The organism is Micromonospora avicenniae, from assembly GCF_900156065.1.
Lineage (GTDB): Bacteria > Actinomycetota > Actinomycetes > Mycobacteriales > Micromonosporaceae > Micromonospora > Micromonospora avicenniae.
Window position 1 is genome coordinate 53,633 of sequence record NZ_FTNF01000003.1, and the last position, 17,635, is coordinate 71,267.

Annotated in this window: 12 protein-coding genes; 7 read left to right on the forward strand and 5 right to left on the reverse strand. The window is 69.5% G+C overall.

Annotated features, from left to right (window positions below):
* Positions 1 to 15 precede the first annotated feature (15 nt).
* A complete protein-coding gene (locus BXA10_RS05970; protein ID WP_342742864.1) occupies positions 16 to 4,257 on the reverse strand; it encodes a replicative DNA helicase in 4,242 nt (1,413 codons plus the stop codon).
* Between the two features lie 366 nt (positions 4,258 to 4,623).
* Here BXA10_RS05970 and BXA10_RS05975 point away from each other — a divergent pair, with 366 nt between their 5' ends.
* Positions 4,624 to 5,778, forward strand: a complete 1,155-nt coding sequence (locus BXA10_RS05975; RefSeq protein ID WP_076468433.1) for a hypothetical protein — start codon at positions 4,624 to 4,626, stop codon at positions 5,776 to 5,778.
* Between the two features lie 152 nt (positions 5,779 to 5,930).
* On the opposite strand, the gene rplI is transcribed toward BXA10_RS05975, so the two are convergent.
* The 4 genes from rplI to rpsF form a co-directional block, all read right to left on the reverse strand.
* Positions 5,931 to 6,377 carry a 50S ribosomal protein L9 gene (gene rplI / locus BXA10_RS05980; RefSeq protein ID WP_076468434.1) on the reverse strand — a complete coding sequence of 149 codons (447 nt, stop codon included), beginning with the start codon at positions 6,375 to 6,377 and terminating at the stop codon, positions 5,931 to 5,933.
* A gap of 14 nt (positions 6,378 to 6,391) precedes the next feature.
* Positions 6,392 to 6,631, reverse strand: coding sequence for a 30S ribosomal protein S18 (gene rpsR, locus BXA10_RS05985; RefSeq protein ID WP_013289355.1), 240 nt, complete (start codon positions 6,629 to 6,631; stop codon positions 6,392 to 6,394).
* A gap of 41 nt (positions 6,632 to 6,672) precedes the next feature.
* Positions 6,673 to 7,209: a single-stranded DNA-binding protein gene (locus BXA10_RS05990; RefSeq protein WP_175649130.1), complete on the reverse strand. Its 537-nt coding sequence runs from the start codon at positions 7,207 to 7,209 to the stop codon at positions 6,673 to 6,675.
* 80 nt (positions 7,210 to 7,289) lie between these two features.
* Positions 7,290 to 7,580 (reverse strand): 30S ribosomal protein S6, encoded by a 291-nt coding sequence (rpsF, locus tag BXA10_RS05995; protein WP_076468436.1) that lies wholly within the window; start codon positions 7,578 to 7,580, stop codon positions 7,290 to 7,292.
* A gap of 728 nt (positions 7,581 to 8,308) precedes the next feature.
* Here rpsF and BXA10_RS06000 point away from each other — a divergent pair.
* From BXA10_RS06000 to BXA10_RS06025, 6 genes are all read left to right on the forward strand, one after another.
* Positions 8,309 to 9,100 carry a deoxyribonuclease IV gene (locus BXA10_RS06000; protein ID WP_076468437.1) on the forward strand — a complete coding sequence of 264 codons (792 nt, stop codon included), beginning with the start codon at positions 8,309 to 8,311 and terminating at the stop codon, positions 9,098 to 9,100.
* The gene (locus BXA10_RS06005) at positions 9,097 to 11,583 is read left to right on the forward strand and encodes a PT domain-containing protein (protein WP_245828147.1); all 2,487 of its coding nucleotides are present in this window, start codon (positions 9,097 to 9,099) and stop codon (positions 11,581 to 11,583) included. The genes BXA10_RS06000 and BXA10_RS06005 overlap by 4 nt, the downstream gene beginning before the upstream one ends.
* Before the next feature lie 105 nt (positions 11,584 to 11,688).
* On the forward strand, positions 11,689 to 12,165 hold the full coding sequence (locus BXA10_RS06010; RefSeq protein ID WP_076468439.1) for a DUF2690 domain-containing protein: 477 nt from the start codon (positions 11,689 to 11,691) through the stop codon (positions 12,163 to 12,165).
* 390 nt (positions 12,166 to 12,555) lie between these two features.
* Complete coding sequence (locus tag BXA10_RS06015; protein ID WP_076468440.1) at positions 12,556 to 13,947, forward strand: chymotrypsin family serine protease; 1,392 nt, start codon at positions 12,556 to 12,558, stop codon at positions 13,945 to 13,947.
* A gap of 14 nt (positions 13,948 to 13,961) precedes the next feature.
* Positions 13,962 to 16,934, forward strand: coding sequence for a golvesin C-terminal-like domain-containing protein (locus BXA10_RS06020; RefSeq protein ID WP_139337896.1), 2,973 nt, complete (start codon positions 13,962 to 13,964; stop codon positions 16,932 to 16,934).
* A 220-nt stretch (positions 16,935 to 17,154) separates the two neighbouring features.
* Positions 17,155 to 17,580, forward strand: coding sequence for a hypothetical protein (locus BXA10_RS06025; protein WP_139337897.1), 426 nt, complete (start codon positions 17,155 to 17,157; stop codon positions 17,578 to 17,580).
* Positions 17,581 to 17,635: the final 55 nt, after the last annotated feature.

The following is a 17,635-nucleotide window of genomic DNA, read 5'->3' on the forward strand; positions in this document are numbered from 1 at the left end:
GGCGGGGGCGGTCGCTCAGACGATCGCCATGTCGACGAAGCGCGACAGGTGCAGCTGTGCGGCGACGGTCACCGTGTCGGTGGGCCCGTTCCGGTGCTTGGCGACGATGAAGTCCGCCTCACCCGCCCGCGGCGACTCCTTGTCGTAGTAGTCGTCGCGGTGCAGCAGGATGACGACGTCGGCGTCCTGCTCGATCGAGTTGTGAGTCGAGATGCCGTTCGCGATGAAGTTGTGCGTCCCGAGCACGGTCGCATCGAATACTTCCTGCTCACCGCGCGACTCTATCGACACGATCTCGTCCCAGAAGATGTCGTTCGTCGCGTGCAGTTCCAGGTCAGCGGCATCGAGAACGGATGCGATCTTCGCAAGCCTGGATCGGCTGGGTGCGTGCTTCCACAGCGTGCTGCCGCAGAACTGGGTGCCCATTTCCTTCGCGAAGACGCGATGGCTCATGCCCTGGTCCGCCAGGACCTCCCGAACTCGGGTCCACACTTCCCGCGGCACGGTGTCGACATTGGGATTGCTCTTCACCGCCTCGAGCGCGCTGAGTAGATCGGCGCAGCCTCTCGCCCGCTCGCCGTGCACCCCGATCTCACGCAGGAAGCGCAGTTGGTCGTCACGCCCAGAGATGTCGAGGGTGTACTGGGGTCGGTGGCCGGCCACCGACACGGTCTTGATCCGCGCGGTGATGCCGTATCTGAGCAGGAGCCGGGAGATCTCGTCCAGCATCCGCCGGCTGGTGGAAGAGTAGTAGATCCGGCCGCCACGGCCAGACTTGTTGACGCATACCGAACCGTCGGTGGCCCAGAGGTGGTGTAGGAACAGCGTGATCTGTTCCTTCGGCAGTCCAAAGACGGGCCCCGGCACGAACTTCTCGTGCGAGCGCAGACCGAACAGTCCCAGGCCGTCCAACCACTCCGCGATCGGATTTCGGCGGCCCCGAGCGAGCCGGTAGGGGGCGGGCAGACGGAGAGTGGTCACTCTCGCCGCCTCGCTGTCGTCGCGGACTGCCGAGACCCCGAAGTGCTTCGCGGCCTCCGTTACCGTGGTCAAATTGACCTCGTCCCGGCTGGCGTATCGGACCGGCTGTCGCCGCACGAAGGACCCGTCACCCAGCAGGTGTGCCAGCAGTACGACCTCGGCGTCGGCCCACGGTCGAACGATCAGCGGAGGCGGGACGTGCCGGGGGGTGGCAATCCTGGCCCCGGGCGAGAGCTCTCCCAGCGGCACCCATCCGCCAAACGTGAGGAAGGGGTGATTCGCCGTGGCGTCGATTTGCTTGCCCGAAGCCAGAGTCATCCGGAAGACCTCCCGGTTGCCGCTCGGGAAAACGTGAGTCATCGTGCGGGGCGTATACCTGAGGCTTTCGTCCAGGGCCCACACCGGAATGTCCTTGGCTCCCGTGGAGAGAAGTTCCCCCAGCGTCACTTCGGAGTTGTCGTCGGCACGCAGCACCTTTGTCTCCGCCGTGAGGCAGCCGGATTCGCGCAGATCGGACAGCTGTGGCCGCTTGTCCGTGCGCTGCTCCGGGCCACGGTTCAGCTGGCTGACCGCGATCACCGGGCACTCGACCTCCTTGGCCAGGAGCTTGAGGCCACGGGACAGGTCCGCGACCTCCTGCTGGCGGCTCTCGGTGCGCTTCGGTGAGGTCATCAGCTGGAGATAGTCGACGACGATCAGTTTCAGGTCGTGCCGCTGCTTGAGCCGGCGGGCCTTCGCCCGGATCTCCATGAGGTTCATGCTCGGCGTGTCGTCGACGAAGAGCGGAGCCTCGCTGATCTCGCCCATGCAGCGGGCCAGCTTGGTCCAGTCGTCGTCGGAGAGCTGGCCGCTACGCAGCACGTGCAGCGGGACGCGGGCCTCGGCCGAGAGCAGTCGCATGACGATCTCGACCTTGCTCATTTCCAGAGAGAAGATCGCGGACGCCTGATTGGCGCGAATGGCGGCGTTCCGGGCGAAGTCCATGCTCGCGGTGCTGTTGTGCGTCGGGATCATCGACCGGCCTGCCAAGTAGAGGTGGTCCGGGTTGTCCACCGTCACGCAGCGGACCGGAACGCTCGGCACCGGCCGCACATCCACGATGTACCGGTGGCCGGTGCGGGCAAGGGTGCCGGTGTGCCGCCGCTGCGCGTGGGTCTGACGCTTGCGAGCCAGCCGGAAGACGTCGTCCCCAGCGGTGAAGTTGAGGTTGTACGCCACCGATGACTCCGGGCGGCGTCCCTTGACCGCCTTCCGGGATATGGAGCACCGGTAGCCGAGGCTGACAACGAGTTCGTGGACGTCTTCGGCCAGGCGGGCCGACGTGGTCGTGAACTGGACATTGCCGCTGCTGGTGATGGTGCCGTCGGTGTCCAGGAGACCGGCCAGCAAGGCCCGCCGCTGGTCCTCGGATGCGCGCAAGTACACCGGTGGGATGTGCTTGTTCCCGAGGACGCCTGCGGACCTCAGTAGTCCGGTGAAGGACCCGCGTGTCGAACGGCAGGTTTGGCAGCGCCGCGCCGCGCTCGACACGTACTTGATCGGCCGGCCGCAACAGGAGCATTGAGCGCGGGTTGCGGCATCCACCAAGCCCCTCGATTTGCCACCGCACGACCTACCACAGGCCCGGACACCCGGGCCTCGGGGAGTGAATCGGTTGCCGCAGACGACGCACTCGCGGTCCGCCAGCGACGGAGCCTTCGGTATCTTGATGCCGTAGCGGAACGGGGCGGCGGTCGGCTCCACTACGTAGCCGTCCGATTCGATGAACGTCAAGATTTCGGGGTCTGCGGTGGTGAAGGACGACCCCGCAGTAGTTCCGTCCCCCAGCCAAGCGCCCAGCGTGTATGGCTCGACCGGGAGGTCTTGGGCCGGCAGCACAAGCGGGCGGGTGTTGTCGACGGCGTGGTTGAGGCGCCCGTCGGTCGGGTGCCGCAACGTCGCCGCGATGTATTCCGTGGTCACCGCCTGGTCGTGGCTCGCGGTCGTCTCGGTGTTCATCAGCCGATTCACCCGGTCGAGCAGTCCCCCGAGCAGCGCGTGAGCCGAGTAGGCGTCGGTGCTGCGCTGCCACGGCTGGCCGCGCCTGATGTACTCCCGCCGCACTTTGCCCGACGCGCCTGCCTGCCCGGCGACGACATGCAGGACGTTCCGGAACGGGTCGCCCGCGATCTCGACCGCTTCCCGGTAGGTGATCAGCCGGTCAGGAGCGGCCGCGACGGCCCGGTGTGCAGCGGCGGCGGCAACCCGCGCCTCCTCGCCCCATTGGTGGGACGATCGCTTCTCGGCGCGCTGTGGTCGTGAGGCGCGGGTGGTCGTCTTCCACAGGTGCTCGGCGTCGGCCACGATGACCGATCCGTCGGAGAACTCGACCTCGTAGCAGGGGCGGCCGTGGCGTACCTCGAAAGCGGCCGTGACGGTGGTCGGCGTGCCGTCGGCGGCGAGGAGGCGGTCCCCGACGGTGACCTCGCCCATGGTGGTCCAGCCGTCCGGGGTGGGCAGCGGGGTGTCCAGAGCGAGCGCCTTCCCGAGACCAGGCCGGCCCGCAACGATGATCAGCTGCCCGCCGTGCAGGCCGTTGAGCAGGCGATCCAGATCGGTGAAGCCGGTCGGCACACCGGTCATCACTCCGCCCTGCGCGCCCACCGCCTCGATCTCGTCGAGCGTCGGCTGGAGCATGTCGGCCAGTACGGCGAAGTCCTCACTGACCCGGCGCTCGGTGACGTCGTACACGGCCTGCTGGGCGAGGTCGACGATGTCGTCGACCTCGCGGCTGCCGCCCTGGGCGGTGCCGTAGCCGAGCTGCACGATCTTGGTGCCGGCCTCGACCAGCCGGCGGAGCACCGCCCGCTCACTCACGATCCGGGCGTAGTAGGCAGCGTTGGCGGCGGTCGGCACGGCGGCCATGCAGGTGTGCAGGTAGGGCGCGCCGCCGATGCGGGCCAGGTCACCGGAGTCGGCCAGTGCGGCAGCGACGGTGATCGCGTCGGCGGGCTCGCCTCGACCGTAGATATCGAGGATCGTGTCGAAGATCGTGGCGTGCACCGGCCGGTAGAAGTCGTTGGTCTTCAGGATCTCGACGACGTCGGCGATGGCGTCCTTGGAGAGCAGCATGCCTCCGAGGACGCACTGCTCGGCGGCAACATCCTGCGGTGGGGTCCGCTCGAACTGACCGTCCTGCTGGGTGGGCACCTGTGGCTGCCGCTCGGCTCGCGGCTCCGCCCGCCTGTCGTCGGTGACCGACACGGTTCCCCCCTCCGCTGCGTCGGATCCTCGCACCGGCTCCGCCGTCCGGGTGCGACACTCCTGCCGACCGGGCCGGGCGATCGGGGGTCATCGCACGGGTGGTCGGGGGCCAACGATACGGAACCCGAGCTCAGCGACTCAACACCGCCGGTGGACGAGCCTCGGGACAACCTGTGGACGCCGAAGGGCGGGCATGTGCGCAGCGTGTGCACAGGCTGTGGACAACTGTTGGGGAATTCGCCCGCTCACCTACCCTGAGCTGGGATTATGCGATCCCCAGGCTGTGGACGAGAAGTTTTCGGTCGGATCGGCACATCCGCCGTCCCGTACGATCTCCACCGGACGGCTACACCTGGGCAGCGGATCGCGCCAACGGTTGAGAAGGGTCACGCTCCGGCCGTGAGTTACCGGGACTGGGGACGCGAGGCGAGCAGCCCGCACGAGCGTGAGCCGATCGCCTCGTGGGACGAAGCCGGCGCACCCGCCCCGGCCGATCCCTATCTTCCCGATGAACGCCCGGGTCCGCCGAGCCGCCGCCAGGCGCGCGACCGGGAGCAGGACGAGCACGTCGACGCCTACCTTCCGCGGTGGGCGATCGACTCCGGGATCCGCCGGCCCGACGGCGGCGGGCGCCATGCCGCACCGGACGACGACGGTGACGGAGCGGTGCGGCCGAGCTCCGGTGAGGGTCGGCGCACCGACCGCGCCGGCGGCCGGCGACGGGCGCACGGGACCGGTTGGCGGGATGTGCCGTCTCCCGAGTTGGAGCACACCGCCGAGTGGACGTTCGACCGCCCGCAGGAGCGGGGATACGTGGGCAGGCGGCGGGCCGACCCGGCGGACGACGCGTGGTTCCCCGGCTCGATCGCGGCCCGTCGCGCCGAGGCGACGGAGCCGGCGTACCAGCCGGCGGTCGACCCGTGGGACGCGTCCGGGATGCAAGCCGTGCCGGCGGCGATCGAGGTGGACCCGTGGGACGCCTCGGGAGTGCATGCGTGGCCGGCGGTGGGCGGTGACCGTGGGCACGGTACCGGCCAGTGGAAGCAGCCGGAAGGCGCCGGTCGCTGGGAACAGCCGAGCCGGCGGCGTACCGATGCCATTGGCGCACACCGAGGCACGAGGCAGACGCCGCCGCGCCGGCGGGTCGACACGGTCGCGTCGGACGACTGGGCGCGGCGCCTCGAGGATGACCTGCTCGACGCGGATCCGGTCGGAACGCTCCGATCGCTGCTCTACACCACGGCGTGCTACCTGATCCCCGCCGTTCTGGTCTTCGCCTGGTTGCTGACCCTCGACGCGCGGCCACCGGCCGGCTGCGTCACCGACATCACCGGCGGCGGCTGTGGCTCGCCCCGGGCCCATGTGCTCGGCTCGCTGATCGCCGCCGCGCCCCGCTACGGCGTGGCGCTGGCCAGCAGCCTGGTGGTGGCGGCCCTGCTGCGAAAGGTCGGGACGACCTGGCGCTCCACGACCGTCGCGCTCGCCTCGGCCGTCGTGGGTGGCGGCCTGTCGACGGTGCTGATCAGCGCCGTGACGGGGCAGCCGGTCGGCTGAGCGCCCCGGCCGGCCCTCGCCGCCGCACCGTCCCCACCGGCCCCGCTACGAGTCCACGGATCCGCGGATCGGCCGCGGTGCGGTAGCGGTCTGAAAAGGCCAGGGCCCGCACCGATCGCTCGGTGCGGGCCCTGGTCGTGGTGCTTGGCGCGTCAGGCCGCGACGACGTTCAGGTTGAACGAGGCCGTGACCTCCGGGTGCAGCTTGATCCGCACCGGGTAGGCACCGGTCGACTTGATGTGACCGGGCACCTCGAGACGACGCCGGTCGAGGACCGGACCGCCGGCGGCCTTGACCGCGTCGACGATCTCGGCCGGGGTGACCGAGCCGAAGAGCCGCCCGCCGTCGCCGGCACGGGCCTTGAGGCTCACCTTCAGGCCTTCGAGCTGGCCCTTCACCTCGTTGGCGTGGCCGAGGTCGCGGATCTCCCGGGCCGACCGGGCCCGCTTGATCAGGGTGACCTGCTTCTCCGCGCCCTTGGTCCAGGCGATCGCGAAGCCCTGCGGCAGCAGGTAGTTACGGCCGTAGCCGTCCTTCACCTCGACGATGTCGCCAGGGGCACCGAGGCCGGAAACCTCCTGGGTAAGGATGATCTTCATTTCGGCGCCTCCTCTCAGCGGGTGGTGGCCGTGTACGGCAGGAGCGCCATCTCACGGGCGTTCTTGACCGCACGGGCGATCTGCCGCTGCTGCTGCGAGGTCACGCCGGTCACCCGCCGAGCGCGGATCTTGCCGCGGTCGGAGATGAACTTCCGCAGCAGCGCGGTGTCCTTGTAGTCGATGTAGGTGATCCCGTCCTTGTCGAGCGGGTTCACCTTCTTCTTCGGCTTGCGAAGTGCCGCAGCCTTGGCCATTGCTCTTGCTCCTGGTTTGCGATCACGGGCGCTCGGCGCCATTAGAACGGGGGCTCCTCATCAAAAGATCCGCCGCCCGAACCGGAACGCGAGGGGGCGGGCGCAGCCGAAGCCCAGGGGTCGTCGAAGTTGCCTCCGCCGCCCTGGCTACCACCGCCACCACCGCCGCCGAAGCCGCCGCCACTGCCGCCGGAGCGGGCCATCTTCTGCACCTTCGCCGTGGCGTAGCGCAGCGACGGGCCGATCTCGTCGACCTCGAGCTCGATGACGGTGCGCTTCTCACCCTCGCGGGTCTCGTAGGACCGCTGCCGCAGCCGGCCGGACACGATCACTCGGGCGCCCCGCTGGAGCGACTCGGCGACGTGCTCGGCGGCTTGACGCCAGACGGTGCACGCGAGGAACAACGGCTCGCCGTCCTTCCACTCGCCGGACGCCCGATCCATGAACCGGGGCGTCGAGGCGACGCGGAACTTGGCGACCGCAGCCCCGGAGGGGGTGAACCGCAACTCGGGGTCATCGGTCAGGTTGCCGATGACCGTGATGGTGGTGTCTCCTGCCATGACCATCTCCTCGCGCACTCATCGTCTCGTCGTACAGGCTCTCAGAGCCGTACGACAGCGTGGATGAGGCTGATCCGGGCGAACCGGGTTGGATACGCTCAGCGCATTTCCGGCCGGATGACCTTGGTGCGCAGCACAGACTCGTTGAGTCGCAGCTGACGGTCCAGCTCGGCCACCGCCGCAGGCGTCGCCTGCAGGTCGATGACGGCGTAGATGCCCTCGGCCTTCTTGTTGATCTCGTACGCGAGGCGCCGGCGGCCCCACACGTCGGTCTTCTCCACCGAGCCACCCGCGGTCCGGATCACGTTCAGGTACGTGTCGAGCGACGGGGCGACGGTGCGCTCCTCGAGGCTGGGGTCGAGGATCACCATGATCTCGTAATGACGCAAGACGTGCTCACCTCCTGTGGGCTAAGCGGCCACGGTCCTTCCGTGGCAGGAGGTCGTGCGTCGTGGACCGCTCCGGGATCGGGGGAACCCGCCCGGACGCGGACAACCGGACCAGGATACCCGGTCCGGACGATCAAGCCCGGGGTGGTGGTACGGCCGTCGAGCCGCATGTTCCCCACCCGGCCCGGCCGACCGGCGTCGCCCGGCGGCGGCCGGGTCCCGCCGGGCGGAACGGCGACGGGGCCCGCGCCGAGCACCAGGCTGGCAGCGGGCCCCGTCAACGAGGCCGCGGGGCGTCCCGTCCGCATTCCTTGGGTGGGACCTGGGGAGGAACGACCACACCGATGAGGTTGGACCGGAGACGCCCCGCGGAGCTTTATCGTGTTGTTACCTGACGATACAACGGCTCTCGTCACTTGTTGGGGGTATTGGCACAATTTTCGGCGGATTTCCGATGCTTCCGTCTTGTCGCCCGGTCTGGGCAGCTCGGGGCGAACCCCCGCCACGCCGGGCCGCATGACGAGGGAGCCCCGCACCAGGGATGGCAGGTCGTCGTCCGTCGCGGTTCGAGCCTCCACCGGCGGTGAGCCGACGGGCCAGGGCGGCGGGAATCGCAACCTTCCTTCCCACCTCATCAACGACCGCGGAACCCTCGGGTGACGACGCGAGGCACCGACTTGCTCCCGCCGTGATTCCCCGCGTCGGACGCTCGACGTAGGCTCGCCTGCATGCGTATCGGAGCCCACGTCGATTCGACCGACCCGCTCGCGGAGGCGTCCACCCGAGAAGCCGACGCCGTGCAGTTCTTCCTCTCCGACCCGCAGGGATGGAAGGCCCCGAAGTCCCGGGAGGACGCCGAACGGCTGCGCAGCGCCGAGGTCGACATCTACGTGCACGCGCCGTACGTCATCAACGTGGCGACCCTCAACAACCGGATCCGGATTCCCAGCCGCAAGCTGCTGCTCGCCCACGCCACCGCGGCCGCCGACGTCGGCGCGAAGGGGCTCGTCGTACACGGTGGGCACGTCAACTCCGGTGACGACCTGGCGGTCGGCTTCGACAACTGGCGCAAGACCTTCGCGTACGCGGCGGAGTCGGGCGGGTTCAAGGTGCCGGTACTGATCGAGAACACGGCCGGTGGCGAGAACGCCTGCGCGCGCCGACTCGACGCGCTCGCCCGGCTCTGGGACGCCGTCGCTGACTACGAGGTGGGCTTCTGCCTGGACACCTGCCACGCGCACGCCGGCGGTGAGGAGCTGTTGGGCCTGGTCGACCGGGTCAAGGCGATCACCGGACGGATCGACCTGATACACGCCAACAACTCCAAGGGGAGCTTCGACTCCGGCCAGGACCGGCACGACAACCTCGGGGGCGGCACGATCGACCCCGACCTCCTAGTGGCGGTGATCCGGGCGGCCGGAGCGCCGGTGGTCGTGGAGACTCCCGGCGGTGCGGCCGGCCAGGCCGAGGACATCGCCTTCCTTCGTGAGCAGCTCGGGACGGAGCGCCCTGCGGCATGACGACCGGACAGTCGGAAACCGGTGGCGTGCCCGCGCCGCCCGGCGACAGCCAACGACCCACGAGCGGCGCCGCGCCGCGCCCGGCCGGCGATGCCGGAACGGGCAACGGCCGCACGGGCGCGGCCGACAACGGGGACGGGACCGCGCGGAGAACCGACGGGGCGGCCGCGACGACCGCGGGTGGGCCGGGGGCTGCCGCGGCCGAGCCCACCACCACCAGCGCCGAGCCCACCGCCAGCGGCTCGGCCGCCGATGCCCCCGGGGCCGGTAGGAACGGCGTGGCAACCGTCGGCGAGGCCGACGCGGACCACGGAACCGCCGCGAACGGCAAGGCCACGGCCGACCGGGCCGACGCACTCGGCAGTGCCGACGGGACTGGCACGCCCGGCAAGGCCGGCGCCGAGGGGAAGACCGGCACGAAATCCGACTCCGGTGTTGGCGGCGAGGCGGGCGACCGACCGGCGGACCAGGCCACCGCCACGGAGGCGGACAAGAAGGCGGGCGAGACGGCCGAGGAGGCCAAGGACCCGTGGAGCTCCTTCGGGCCCGCTCCTGAGGCGGTGCCGAGCCGACCGCGCCGGGTGGTGCGCGCAGTCGGACGTTTCCTGATCCACGAGTGGACGCTGGCGACGCTCGGGGCGCTGGCCCTCGCGGTGCTGATGACGTGGCCGACGCTGCGCTACCCGCTCTACACGATGCCGCAGGACACCTGGGATCCGAGCCTGCAGGCCTGGCAGATGGCCTGGTCCGGGCACATCCTGCTGGCCGACCCGGCCCAGCTGTGGCAGTCCAACAGTTTCTTCCCGGAGCTGTGGAGCTTCGCGTTCTCCGACACGCTGCTCGGCTATGCCCCGGCGGGCATGATCGGCACCGGCCCCGAGGCCGCCGTCCTCCGCTACAACATCATGTTCGTGCTGGCGCACGCGCTCGCCACGTTCGGGGCGTACGCGCTGGCGCGGCAGCTCGGCTCGGGGCGTACGGGTGCGGCGGTGGCCGGGGTGGCCTACGCGTACGCTCCCTGGCTGCTGTCCCAGGCCGGCCACCTGCACGTGCTCTCCAACGGCGGCATTCCGCTGGCGCTCGCCATGCTGGCCCGGGGGCACGGCTGGTCGCTCCGGCACGGTTACCGGCCCGAGCGACGACACGACGGCTGGGTCTACGTCGGCTGGCTCGTGGCGGCCTGGCAGCTGAGCCTCGGCTTCGGCATCGGGCTGCCGTTCGCGTACTTCCTCGGCGCCACGGTGCTCGTCACCGCGGTCATCTGGTACGTCCGGCGGACCTGGTTCTGGGCGGTACGGCGTCCGTTCGGCACCCGGCTGTTCGTCGCCGACCTGGTCGGCGGGGCGCTCTTCGCCGGTGTCGGCGTGCTGATGGCGATCCCCTACTTCAAGGTGACCGAGCTGCACTCGAACGCCGAACGGTCGATCGGCGACATCGCCCTCTTCTCGCCGCCCGCCTCCGGCTTCGTCACCGCGCCAGCGGAGTCGCGCATCTGGGGTGGGCTGCACGAGGGGGCGCGAGCGGCGCTGCCCTGGCACCCGGAGATGACGCTGCTACCCGGCTTCGTGCTCTACGCCCTGGCCGCGGGCGGCCTCTTGTTCTCGGTCTGGAAGCTGCGGCACCGCCTGCTGCTGCTCGCCGGTGTGCTGGGCACGATGGTGCTCGCCATGGGCACCCGCTTCTTCGGCGGTACCTGGACCTACGTGCCGCTCTTCGAGCACCTGCCCGGCTGGAACGGGCTGCGTACGCCGGGCCGGCTGATGCTCTGGACCACGCTGCTGCTCTGCCTGCTGGCGGCGGGCGCGGTCACGGCTCTCACCGAGCGGGTGTACGACCTCGCCAGGCAGCGGATCCCGTCTTGGCCTGGTCCGTGGCTGCGGCTGGCCACCCTGCTGCCGTTGCTGCTGGTGGCGGTCGAGGGTCTGAACACCACGCCGCACCCGGTGGCCCCGACCCAGCCGGCCGCCATGCGCCTGGTCGATGGCCCGATGCTCGTGCTACCGAGCAACCAGAGCCTCGACCAGCACGTCATGCTCTGGTCCACCACGCACTTCCAGGACATCGTGAACGGGGGCAGTGGCTTCACCCCTCAGCAGCTGGACGAAGTCCGGCGGGTGACCCAGACGTTCCCCGACCAGACAAGCGTCGACTACCTGCGCACGCTGGGCGTACGTAACGTGGTGCTGCTGCGCGACCAGCTCGCCGGTACTCCGTGGGAGATGTCCGTCGACAGTCCCGTGGACGGGCTCGGCATCACGCGGGAGGAGATGGGCGACGCGGTGGTCTATCGGCTCTGGCCCGGGGAGTCATCGGCCACTCCCCAGCCGCAACCGACCCCGTCCGGCCAGCCCGGCCTACCGACGCAGCCAGGCATGCCGACGGGCCTACCCACGGGGCTGCCGACGAACCTCCCGACCGGACTACCCACGAACCTGCCGACGGCGCTGCCCACGAACCTACCGACCGGGTCTGGCGGGCGATGACGATCCGATGATCCGGTCGTGCGGACATGGTGCCAGGTGATGTGAAGCTTCCCGCAACGAACGGGGCCGACATCGAGACGGCCCCGCGAGGCAGGAGGAACCACCATGAAAACGCGAATCCGAACCATCCTCGCCGGGCTCGCCACGCTGGCCGCCCTTGCCGTCGCCACCCCGGCGCAGGCGGCAACCGCCGCTCCCCTCGGCACCGCCGCGAACCCGTTCACCGTCTCGGCCACTTCGGGCTGCGGATCGAGCTGCGACGGCAAGGACCCATCCGTGTACGCCATCTACTACAACGGCCGAATCACTACCTGCTCGGCCGACGCGATCACCGCGCGGGTCAACACCAACGGCATCAACCTGGAACTGCGCTACAGCGCGATCTGCCGCACGGCCTGGACCCGGGTCCCCAACGACTTCTACTACCCGTACATCCGGAGCTACTACCCCGACGGCCGGCTCCGCGTCGAGTACAACGGCTTCGAGGGCGCCTACTACTCGCAGATGGTCAACGACGCGAACCTGCTCGCCGAGGCGCGCGCCTCGGCCGGCCCGACGACCTGGTACACGGGCCGGTACTGAGCCGGTAGCGACCAATACGGACCGGGCGGCGTAACTCTGCGCCGCCCGGTCCGTCGTCATGCGTTCGGCGAATCGCGGCTATGGGCCGGCGATGCGATGAGCATGATCCCGTGGTGAGCGCGCCGGTGATGCTGCCCCTCACTGGTAGCGCCGTCGCACGTCGCGTCACGGCGCAACCGATCTCGATCAGAGGGGATCAGGTTGAAGCAGCGGGTAGGAACAAGACAATGGCTGACGGCGGCGTGCCTCGCCGCCGCCATCCTGGCTGTCCAACCGGCGTCAGTGCACGCCGAGGAGAAAAGAGAGCCTGCGCCGGAACCGACCAAGCCGGTCGCCCAGGCACCGCGCGAGTCCGGCGACAACAGCATCACGCCCGCCCAGCGGGCACGTATGGCGAGTGAGGAGCCACTGGTCAAGGCGGCGTTGCGGATTCGCACGGCTGCGCAGAAGGCCAAGGCGGCCGGCTTCGCCGGGGTGGCGTTGCGCGACGGCACGGTGACCGTCTACTGGAAGGGTCCGGTGCCGGCGGCCAGCCAGAAGACGATCGACCAGGAGTCGGCCAAGGTGCCGGTCGTGGTACAGCCCGCCGCGCACTCCGCAGAGGAGCTGGCCAAGGCGGCCGACGAGATCGGCCGGACGTTGCGCGCCTCCGGCGACCGCTCGGTCGTCTCGATCGGCTACCCGGTGACCGGCAGCGGCATCACCGCCACGGTGACCGGCGCGAAGACGCCGGCCGCCCTCGCGAATACCCCGGTGCCCGTGACTGTGAACCGGACTGCGCCGAAGTCCGTCAAGCCTGCTTCGCAGGGTTCGGCGCCGGGCCGCCGGACGGGCTCACCGGCTAGCGCGGGGACCGCCGGCACGACGGCTACCGGAGACTCGATGGGCACCCTGGCGTTCGGCGACTGGCCGCACCCGAGCCGGCAGGACGACACCGTCCCGGCCTGGGGCGGGGCGCACATCATCAACTCCAACGCGACCGGCGGGAACCAGGGCTGGCAGATCCGGGACGACGAGACCTCTGAGGTAAGGCCGGCCGACGACAAGTGGCACTGCACCTCCGGCTTCCCCGTCATCGTCAACGGCAGCGGCCAGGAACTCATGGTGCAGGCGCTCGGCTGCGGCGGCCCGCAGCGGGCATTTGTCGAACCGAACGGTGAGCCAGTCAACGTGCCAACCAGCAGCATCACGGTGGATGCCTCCTCCGGCGTCTCGTTGACCGTTCCCGTCGGCGGCGCCGAGCCGTACCTCTACGGCGGGGACGCCTGGGCGCAGACCGGCTGGCAGATCGGCGGCTGGGAGGCACCGGTGACAGGCCAGACCGTCTGCGTTTCCGCGGCCGAGACAGGGACTTTCTGCGACGTCACGATCGGCGATGAGGTCGACTCGGAAACCGCGTTCATCCCGACCTCACAGGGCGACTCCAACGAGACCCACAACATGACCAACCTCTACACCCACCCTCATGACGGACCGGTGTGGTCCGACCGGCGGGTCTACAAGCTCGCGGACGGCAGCGTCTGCAACGCGTTCGACTTTTTCAAGGAGGAGGACGAAGAGCACTGCTGGCGCGTTCCGTTCGCACCGGGTGACATGGGCGCTGCCGTCTACACGATGCCGGCCACCGGTACCACGACCGGCGTGATCATCAAGGGCATCCTTGTTCACCACCACGACGGATACCTCCAGAACCCGCTCAACTACCACATGGTGGGGGCCGATCGGATCTCGGCCGCCTACCCATATATCAGCCCCCTGACTTCGAGGAACGACCGGCCGTGAAGAAGGGAGGAACGATGAGTATGTTCAGCACGAGCGGACTCCGTACCGGCAGACCGATGGCGTTGGCCGCAGCTGTTGCGGTCGGCCTCGCGCTGTTGTGGGTCCCACCAGCGCAGGCGAAGCCACAGCCGACCCGGGAGCCGGTCGCCGTCGGGGCGATCGGTGCGACGGAGCGGGACAAGGTGATCGGTACGGGCTGGCAGTCGTCGCCGGACCGGGCGTGGACCACCGCCGGGGATGCGGAGGGCTTCCACGTCCTGGTCGCCGACGCGGCCGACGGTTACACCTGGCGCACGGTCGCCACCCTCAGCGAGAGCGGGTTCGACACCGACCGCTGGATCGGCAACGCGTGCGTCACCGGTTCGGGACGCCGTGCCGTGGTCGTGTACGCGCCCCGGACCTTCACGAACAAGGCCGAGCTGAGCGCACGGGGCGGCTTCACCGCCGTCGTCGATCTGGAAACCGGCGCGGTGAGGAAGCTGCCGGTTACCACCAGCCTCGCCTATTTCAATCCGGGCTGCGGCACCGGGGAGGCGGTGGCGCTGACGCAGGAGGGCGATGAGGAACGGCCCGGCACCCGGCTGCTACGCCTGGACGCCGTCCAAGCGAAGCTGGGGCCGAAGGTCACGGTGAAGGGCCAGCTGACGTCGGCCGTACCCGTCGGGAACGGCTTCATCGGTGCGCGCGGCGCCTATCTCACCAAGGTCGACAGCAAGGGAAGCACGACGAACCTCGGCGAGGGGAGCAACGTGCCGTTCGCCATCCGGCCGGACGGCGCGGGTGGCGTCAACTACCTCGAACTCGACGGCACCTCGATGCGGGCACGTCGGCTGGCCGGCGGCAAACAGGTCACGCTGGCCGAGGGCGGTGTCGGCTCCTTCGGGCTCGAACCCGGCGCCGGTGGGCGGGTGTTTCTGACCGGTCGTCCGACCAGCGTCAGCTCCCTGCCCGCGGCCGTGCAACGGCTCGACGTGCCGGCCACGGCGGAGGTCTCCACCACCGGTCGGCTCGCTTTCGAGCGGACGATGACCGCCGAGGAGACGCTTCCTGGCAGTACCCCGCCGGTGGATAGCGCCCCAGTCCGGTTGAAGGCGCTGGTGCCACAGACCCGTGAGGCGGTCTCCTTCCAGGTGGCGCCGGCGCACGCCGCCACTGCGGGGGCGACCGAGGTCAGCCCGGCGCTGGGCCGCCCGCGCACGGCCGCGGCGGGTACGACCAGCCGGGCGGACGCCGCCAAGGCCGCCGCGGACGACGATCTGATGACGCGGTACGACCCGGAGGACCCGGATCCGTGGTGCGCGGTGCCGCGCAACGACATGAAGACGCTGGCATACCACCCCCGCCCCCGCCAGATCGAGTGGGCGGTCGACTACGGCATCTTCGGGGCGCTCACCCAGGTCCGGCCCGCGAACTTCAAGAACTTCGGGCTGCCGTCGTACTCCCCGCAGGGACTGTTCCCGCCACACCCGCTGGTCGGCGGCGGCCATGTCTCGGCACAGATCATGCTCGGCATCCTGGCGCAGGAGTCCAACCTGTGGCAGGCCTCGCAGACCGAGTCTGGCGAGTACGGCAACCCGTTGATCGGCAACTACTACGGGCGCAACTACTACGACGAGGACACCAGCGACGACTGGCGGATCCACTGGGACGAGGCGGACTGCGGCTACGGCGTCGGGCAGGTGACCGACGGCATGCGCAAGGCCGGCAAGGAGAAGCCTGGCGAGGTGGCCCGACCGGCCGTTCACCAGCGGGCCATCGCGCTGGACTACGCGGCCAACATAGCCGCCTCGCTGCAGATCCTCCAGGACAAGTGGAACCAGACCTACTCCAACGGTCTCGTCGTCAACAACGGTGACCCGACGAAGGTCGAGAACTGGTACTTCGCAGCCTGGGCCTACAACAGCGGCTTCTACCCGTCCAAGGGAGACGGATCGCCGTGGGGTGTCGGCTGGAGCAACAACCCGATCAACCCCCGGTACGATCCGGCGCGGCACCCGTTCCTGGATGTACGGGACCCGTTCGACCTCGATGACAACGTCCCCGTTTTCAGCGATGCGGCGCACCCTCAGGACTGGCCCTACCAGGAGAAGGTCATCGGCTGGGCGGCCCAGTCGATCGATACGGGCGACGACGGCGTCGGCTTCCGTACCGCGTTCTGGATCGGGGAGCCACTGGACGCACGGCTGCGACGAACCCAGCAGAAGCCGGAAACCAGTCTCTTCTGCGACGGCTCGAACAATTGTGACCCGCTGGCCCGTGTGCAGCCGAACGAGCCCGGTCTCGAGCAGGAGCCTCCCGGACCCTGCCTGCACAAGAACAGTGCGGGTCAGTACGACCTGAAGTGCTGGTATCACGCACCGGTCACGTGGAAGGGGGACTGCGACGAGAGTTGCGGCTTCGAGGGCATCCGGTACGACGTGCCGGACAACTACGCCGAGCCCGTTGACGGCACGCACAACCCGCCGCAGTGCACCCCGGTCGGCCTGCCGGCCAACGTGATCATCGTGGACAGCATCTCCTCCGGCACAGCCATGCCACGGTGCGGCAACGCCCCGCGCAACGACGGGTCCTTCATCATGGAGTTCGCGGAGGGCTGGCCCGGCGAGTACACGTCGAAGATCGACACTCACCAGCTGGACAACGGGTTCGGCGGCCACCACTGGTTCACCCGGGCTCGCGGGTCGTACCGGTTCCAGGTGATCGCTACCTGGCGGCCACCGACCAGTCAGACCGGGCGCACCGGCGTGTACGTCTACGTCCCGCCGACCGGCGGGCGGGTCAACGACGCGTACTACGAGATCAATACCGGTGACGGCCGGATCCGGATGGTGAAGGTGGATCAGGAGGCGTACCACGGTAGCTGGGCGTTCCTGGGCAACTTCCAGCTCGGGTCCGGCGCATATGTCCGGCTGGACACGATGCTTTCGGGGCCGTCAGAGAAGTCGATCAGCATCGACGCTGCGGCCTTCGTGCCGGGCGGCGTCTGACGGATGAACCGATGGGGGTACGCGAGGCGTGTACCCCCATCGGCGTCGGGCTTTCGCTGCCACCCAGGGAAGCAGGGCGTCCTGCGGTGGACTTCGTTATGAAGACCGTCCGATCGGTTGGCGGGGTGGGGCGGCCAGACCCGCTCTTGAATCATCCCCAACCGCCGGCAGATGTCTCGAGCATTGGCTGGGTCTCGGCTCAGGTGCAGAGGCTTTACCGGTGCAGTGTGACGACCCGGTCAGGCCGATCAGGTCGCTGGTCGAGGGCCGAACCACAAGAAATGTCGGCCATGTCGACGTGTGGATCCTTGGCTGCCATCCCCGACAGCCGGACGCAGAGCCGGACGTGAACCTCGGCGGCGACGAAGCCACCACCATGACCGGCCCCGTCGTAGGCAACATCCACTTCGAGGCGGCCGTCACGGCCTGCGCGCTGGCCGAAGACGACACCGTGACGGTCTGCCGCACTCGCGGCTGTCGCCAGGGCAGTCAGCCGCTGTTCAACAGTCTGCGTGGTCAAGGCCGGATCGGCGAGCACGACGGTAGCCGTGTTCCGGGCGAGAGCGGCGCGAGATCGCACCGCCTCGGTCGCTTCCGCCGTCGCCTGCCCCTCCGAATCCAGACCACAGCCGGCCAGGCAAAGTAGCGTGACGCCCGCGAGAAGAAGGCATCTTCTCGCGGACCTCACCGTGACTGCCCGG

Bases quoted from the DNA above. Each gene is read 5' to 3' on its own strand.
- BXA10_RS06005 (WP_245828147.1), top strand. From the start codon at position 9,097: ATGACGACCGGACAGTCGGAAACCGGTGGCGTGCCCGCGCCGCCCGGC.
- BXA10_RS06010 (WP_076468439.1), top strand. From the start codon at position 11,689: ATGAAAACGCGAATCCGAACCATCCTCGCCGGGCTCGCCACGCTGGCC.
- BXA10_RS06020 (WP_139337896.1), top strand. From the start codon at position 13,962: ATGAGTATGTTCAGCACGAGCGGACTCCGTACCGGCAGACCGATGGCG.
- BXA10_RS06015 (WP_076468440.1), top strand. From the start codon at position 12,556: ATGGCGAGTGAGGAGCCACTGGTCAAGGCGGCGTTGCGGATTCGCACG.
- rplI (WP_076468434.1), bottom strand. From the start codon at position 6,377: ATGAAGATCATCCTTACCCAGGAGGTTTCCGGCCTCGGTGCCCCTGGC.
- rpsR (WP_013289355.1), bottom strand. From the start codon at position 6,631: ATGGCCAAGGCTGCGGCACTTCGCAAGCCGAAGAAGAAGGTGAACCCG.
- BXA10_RS06000 (WP_076468437.1), top strand. From the start codon at position 8,309: ATGCGTATCGGAGCCCACGTCGATTCGACCGACCCGCTCGCGGAGGCG.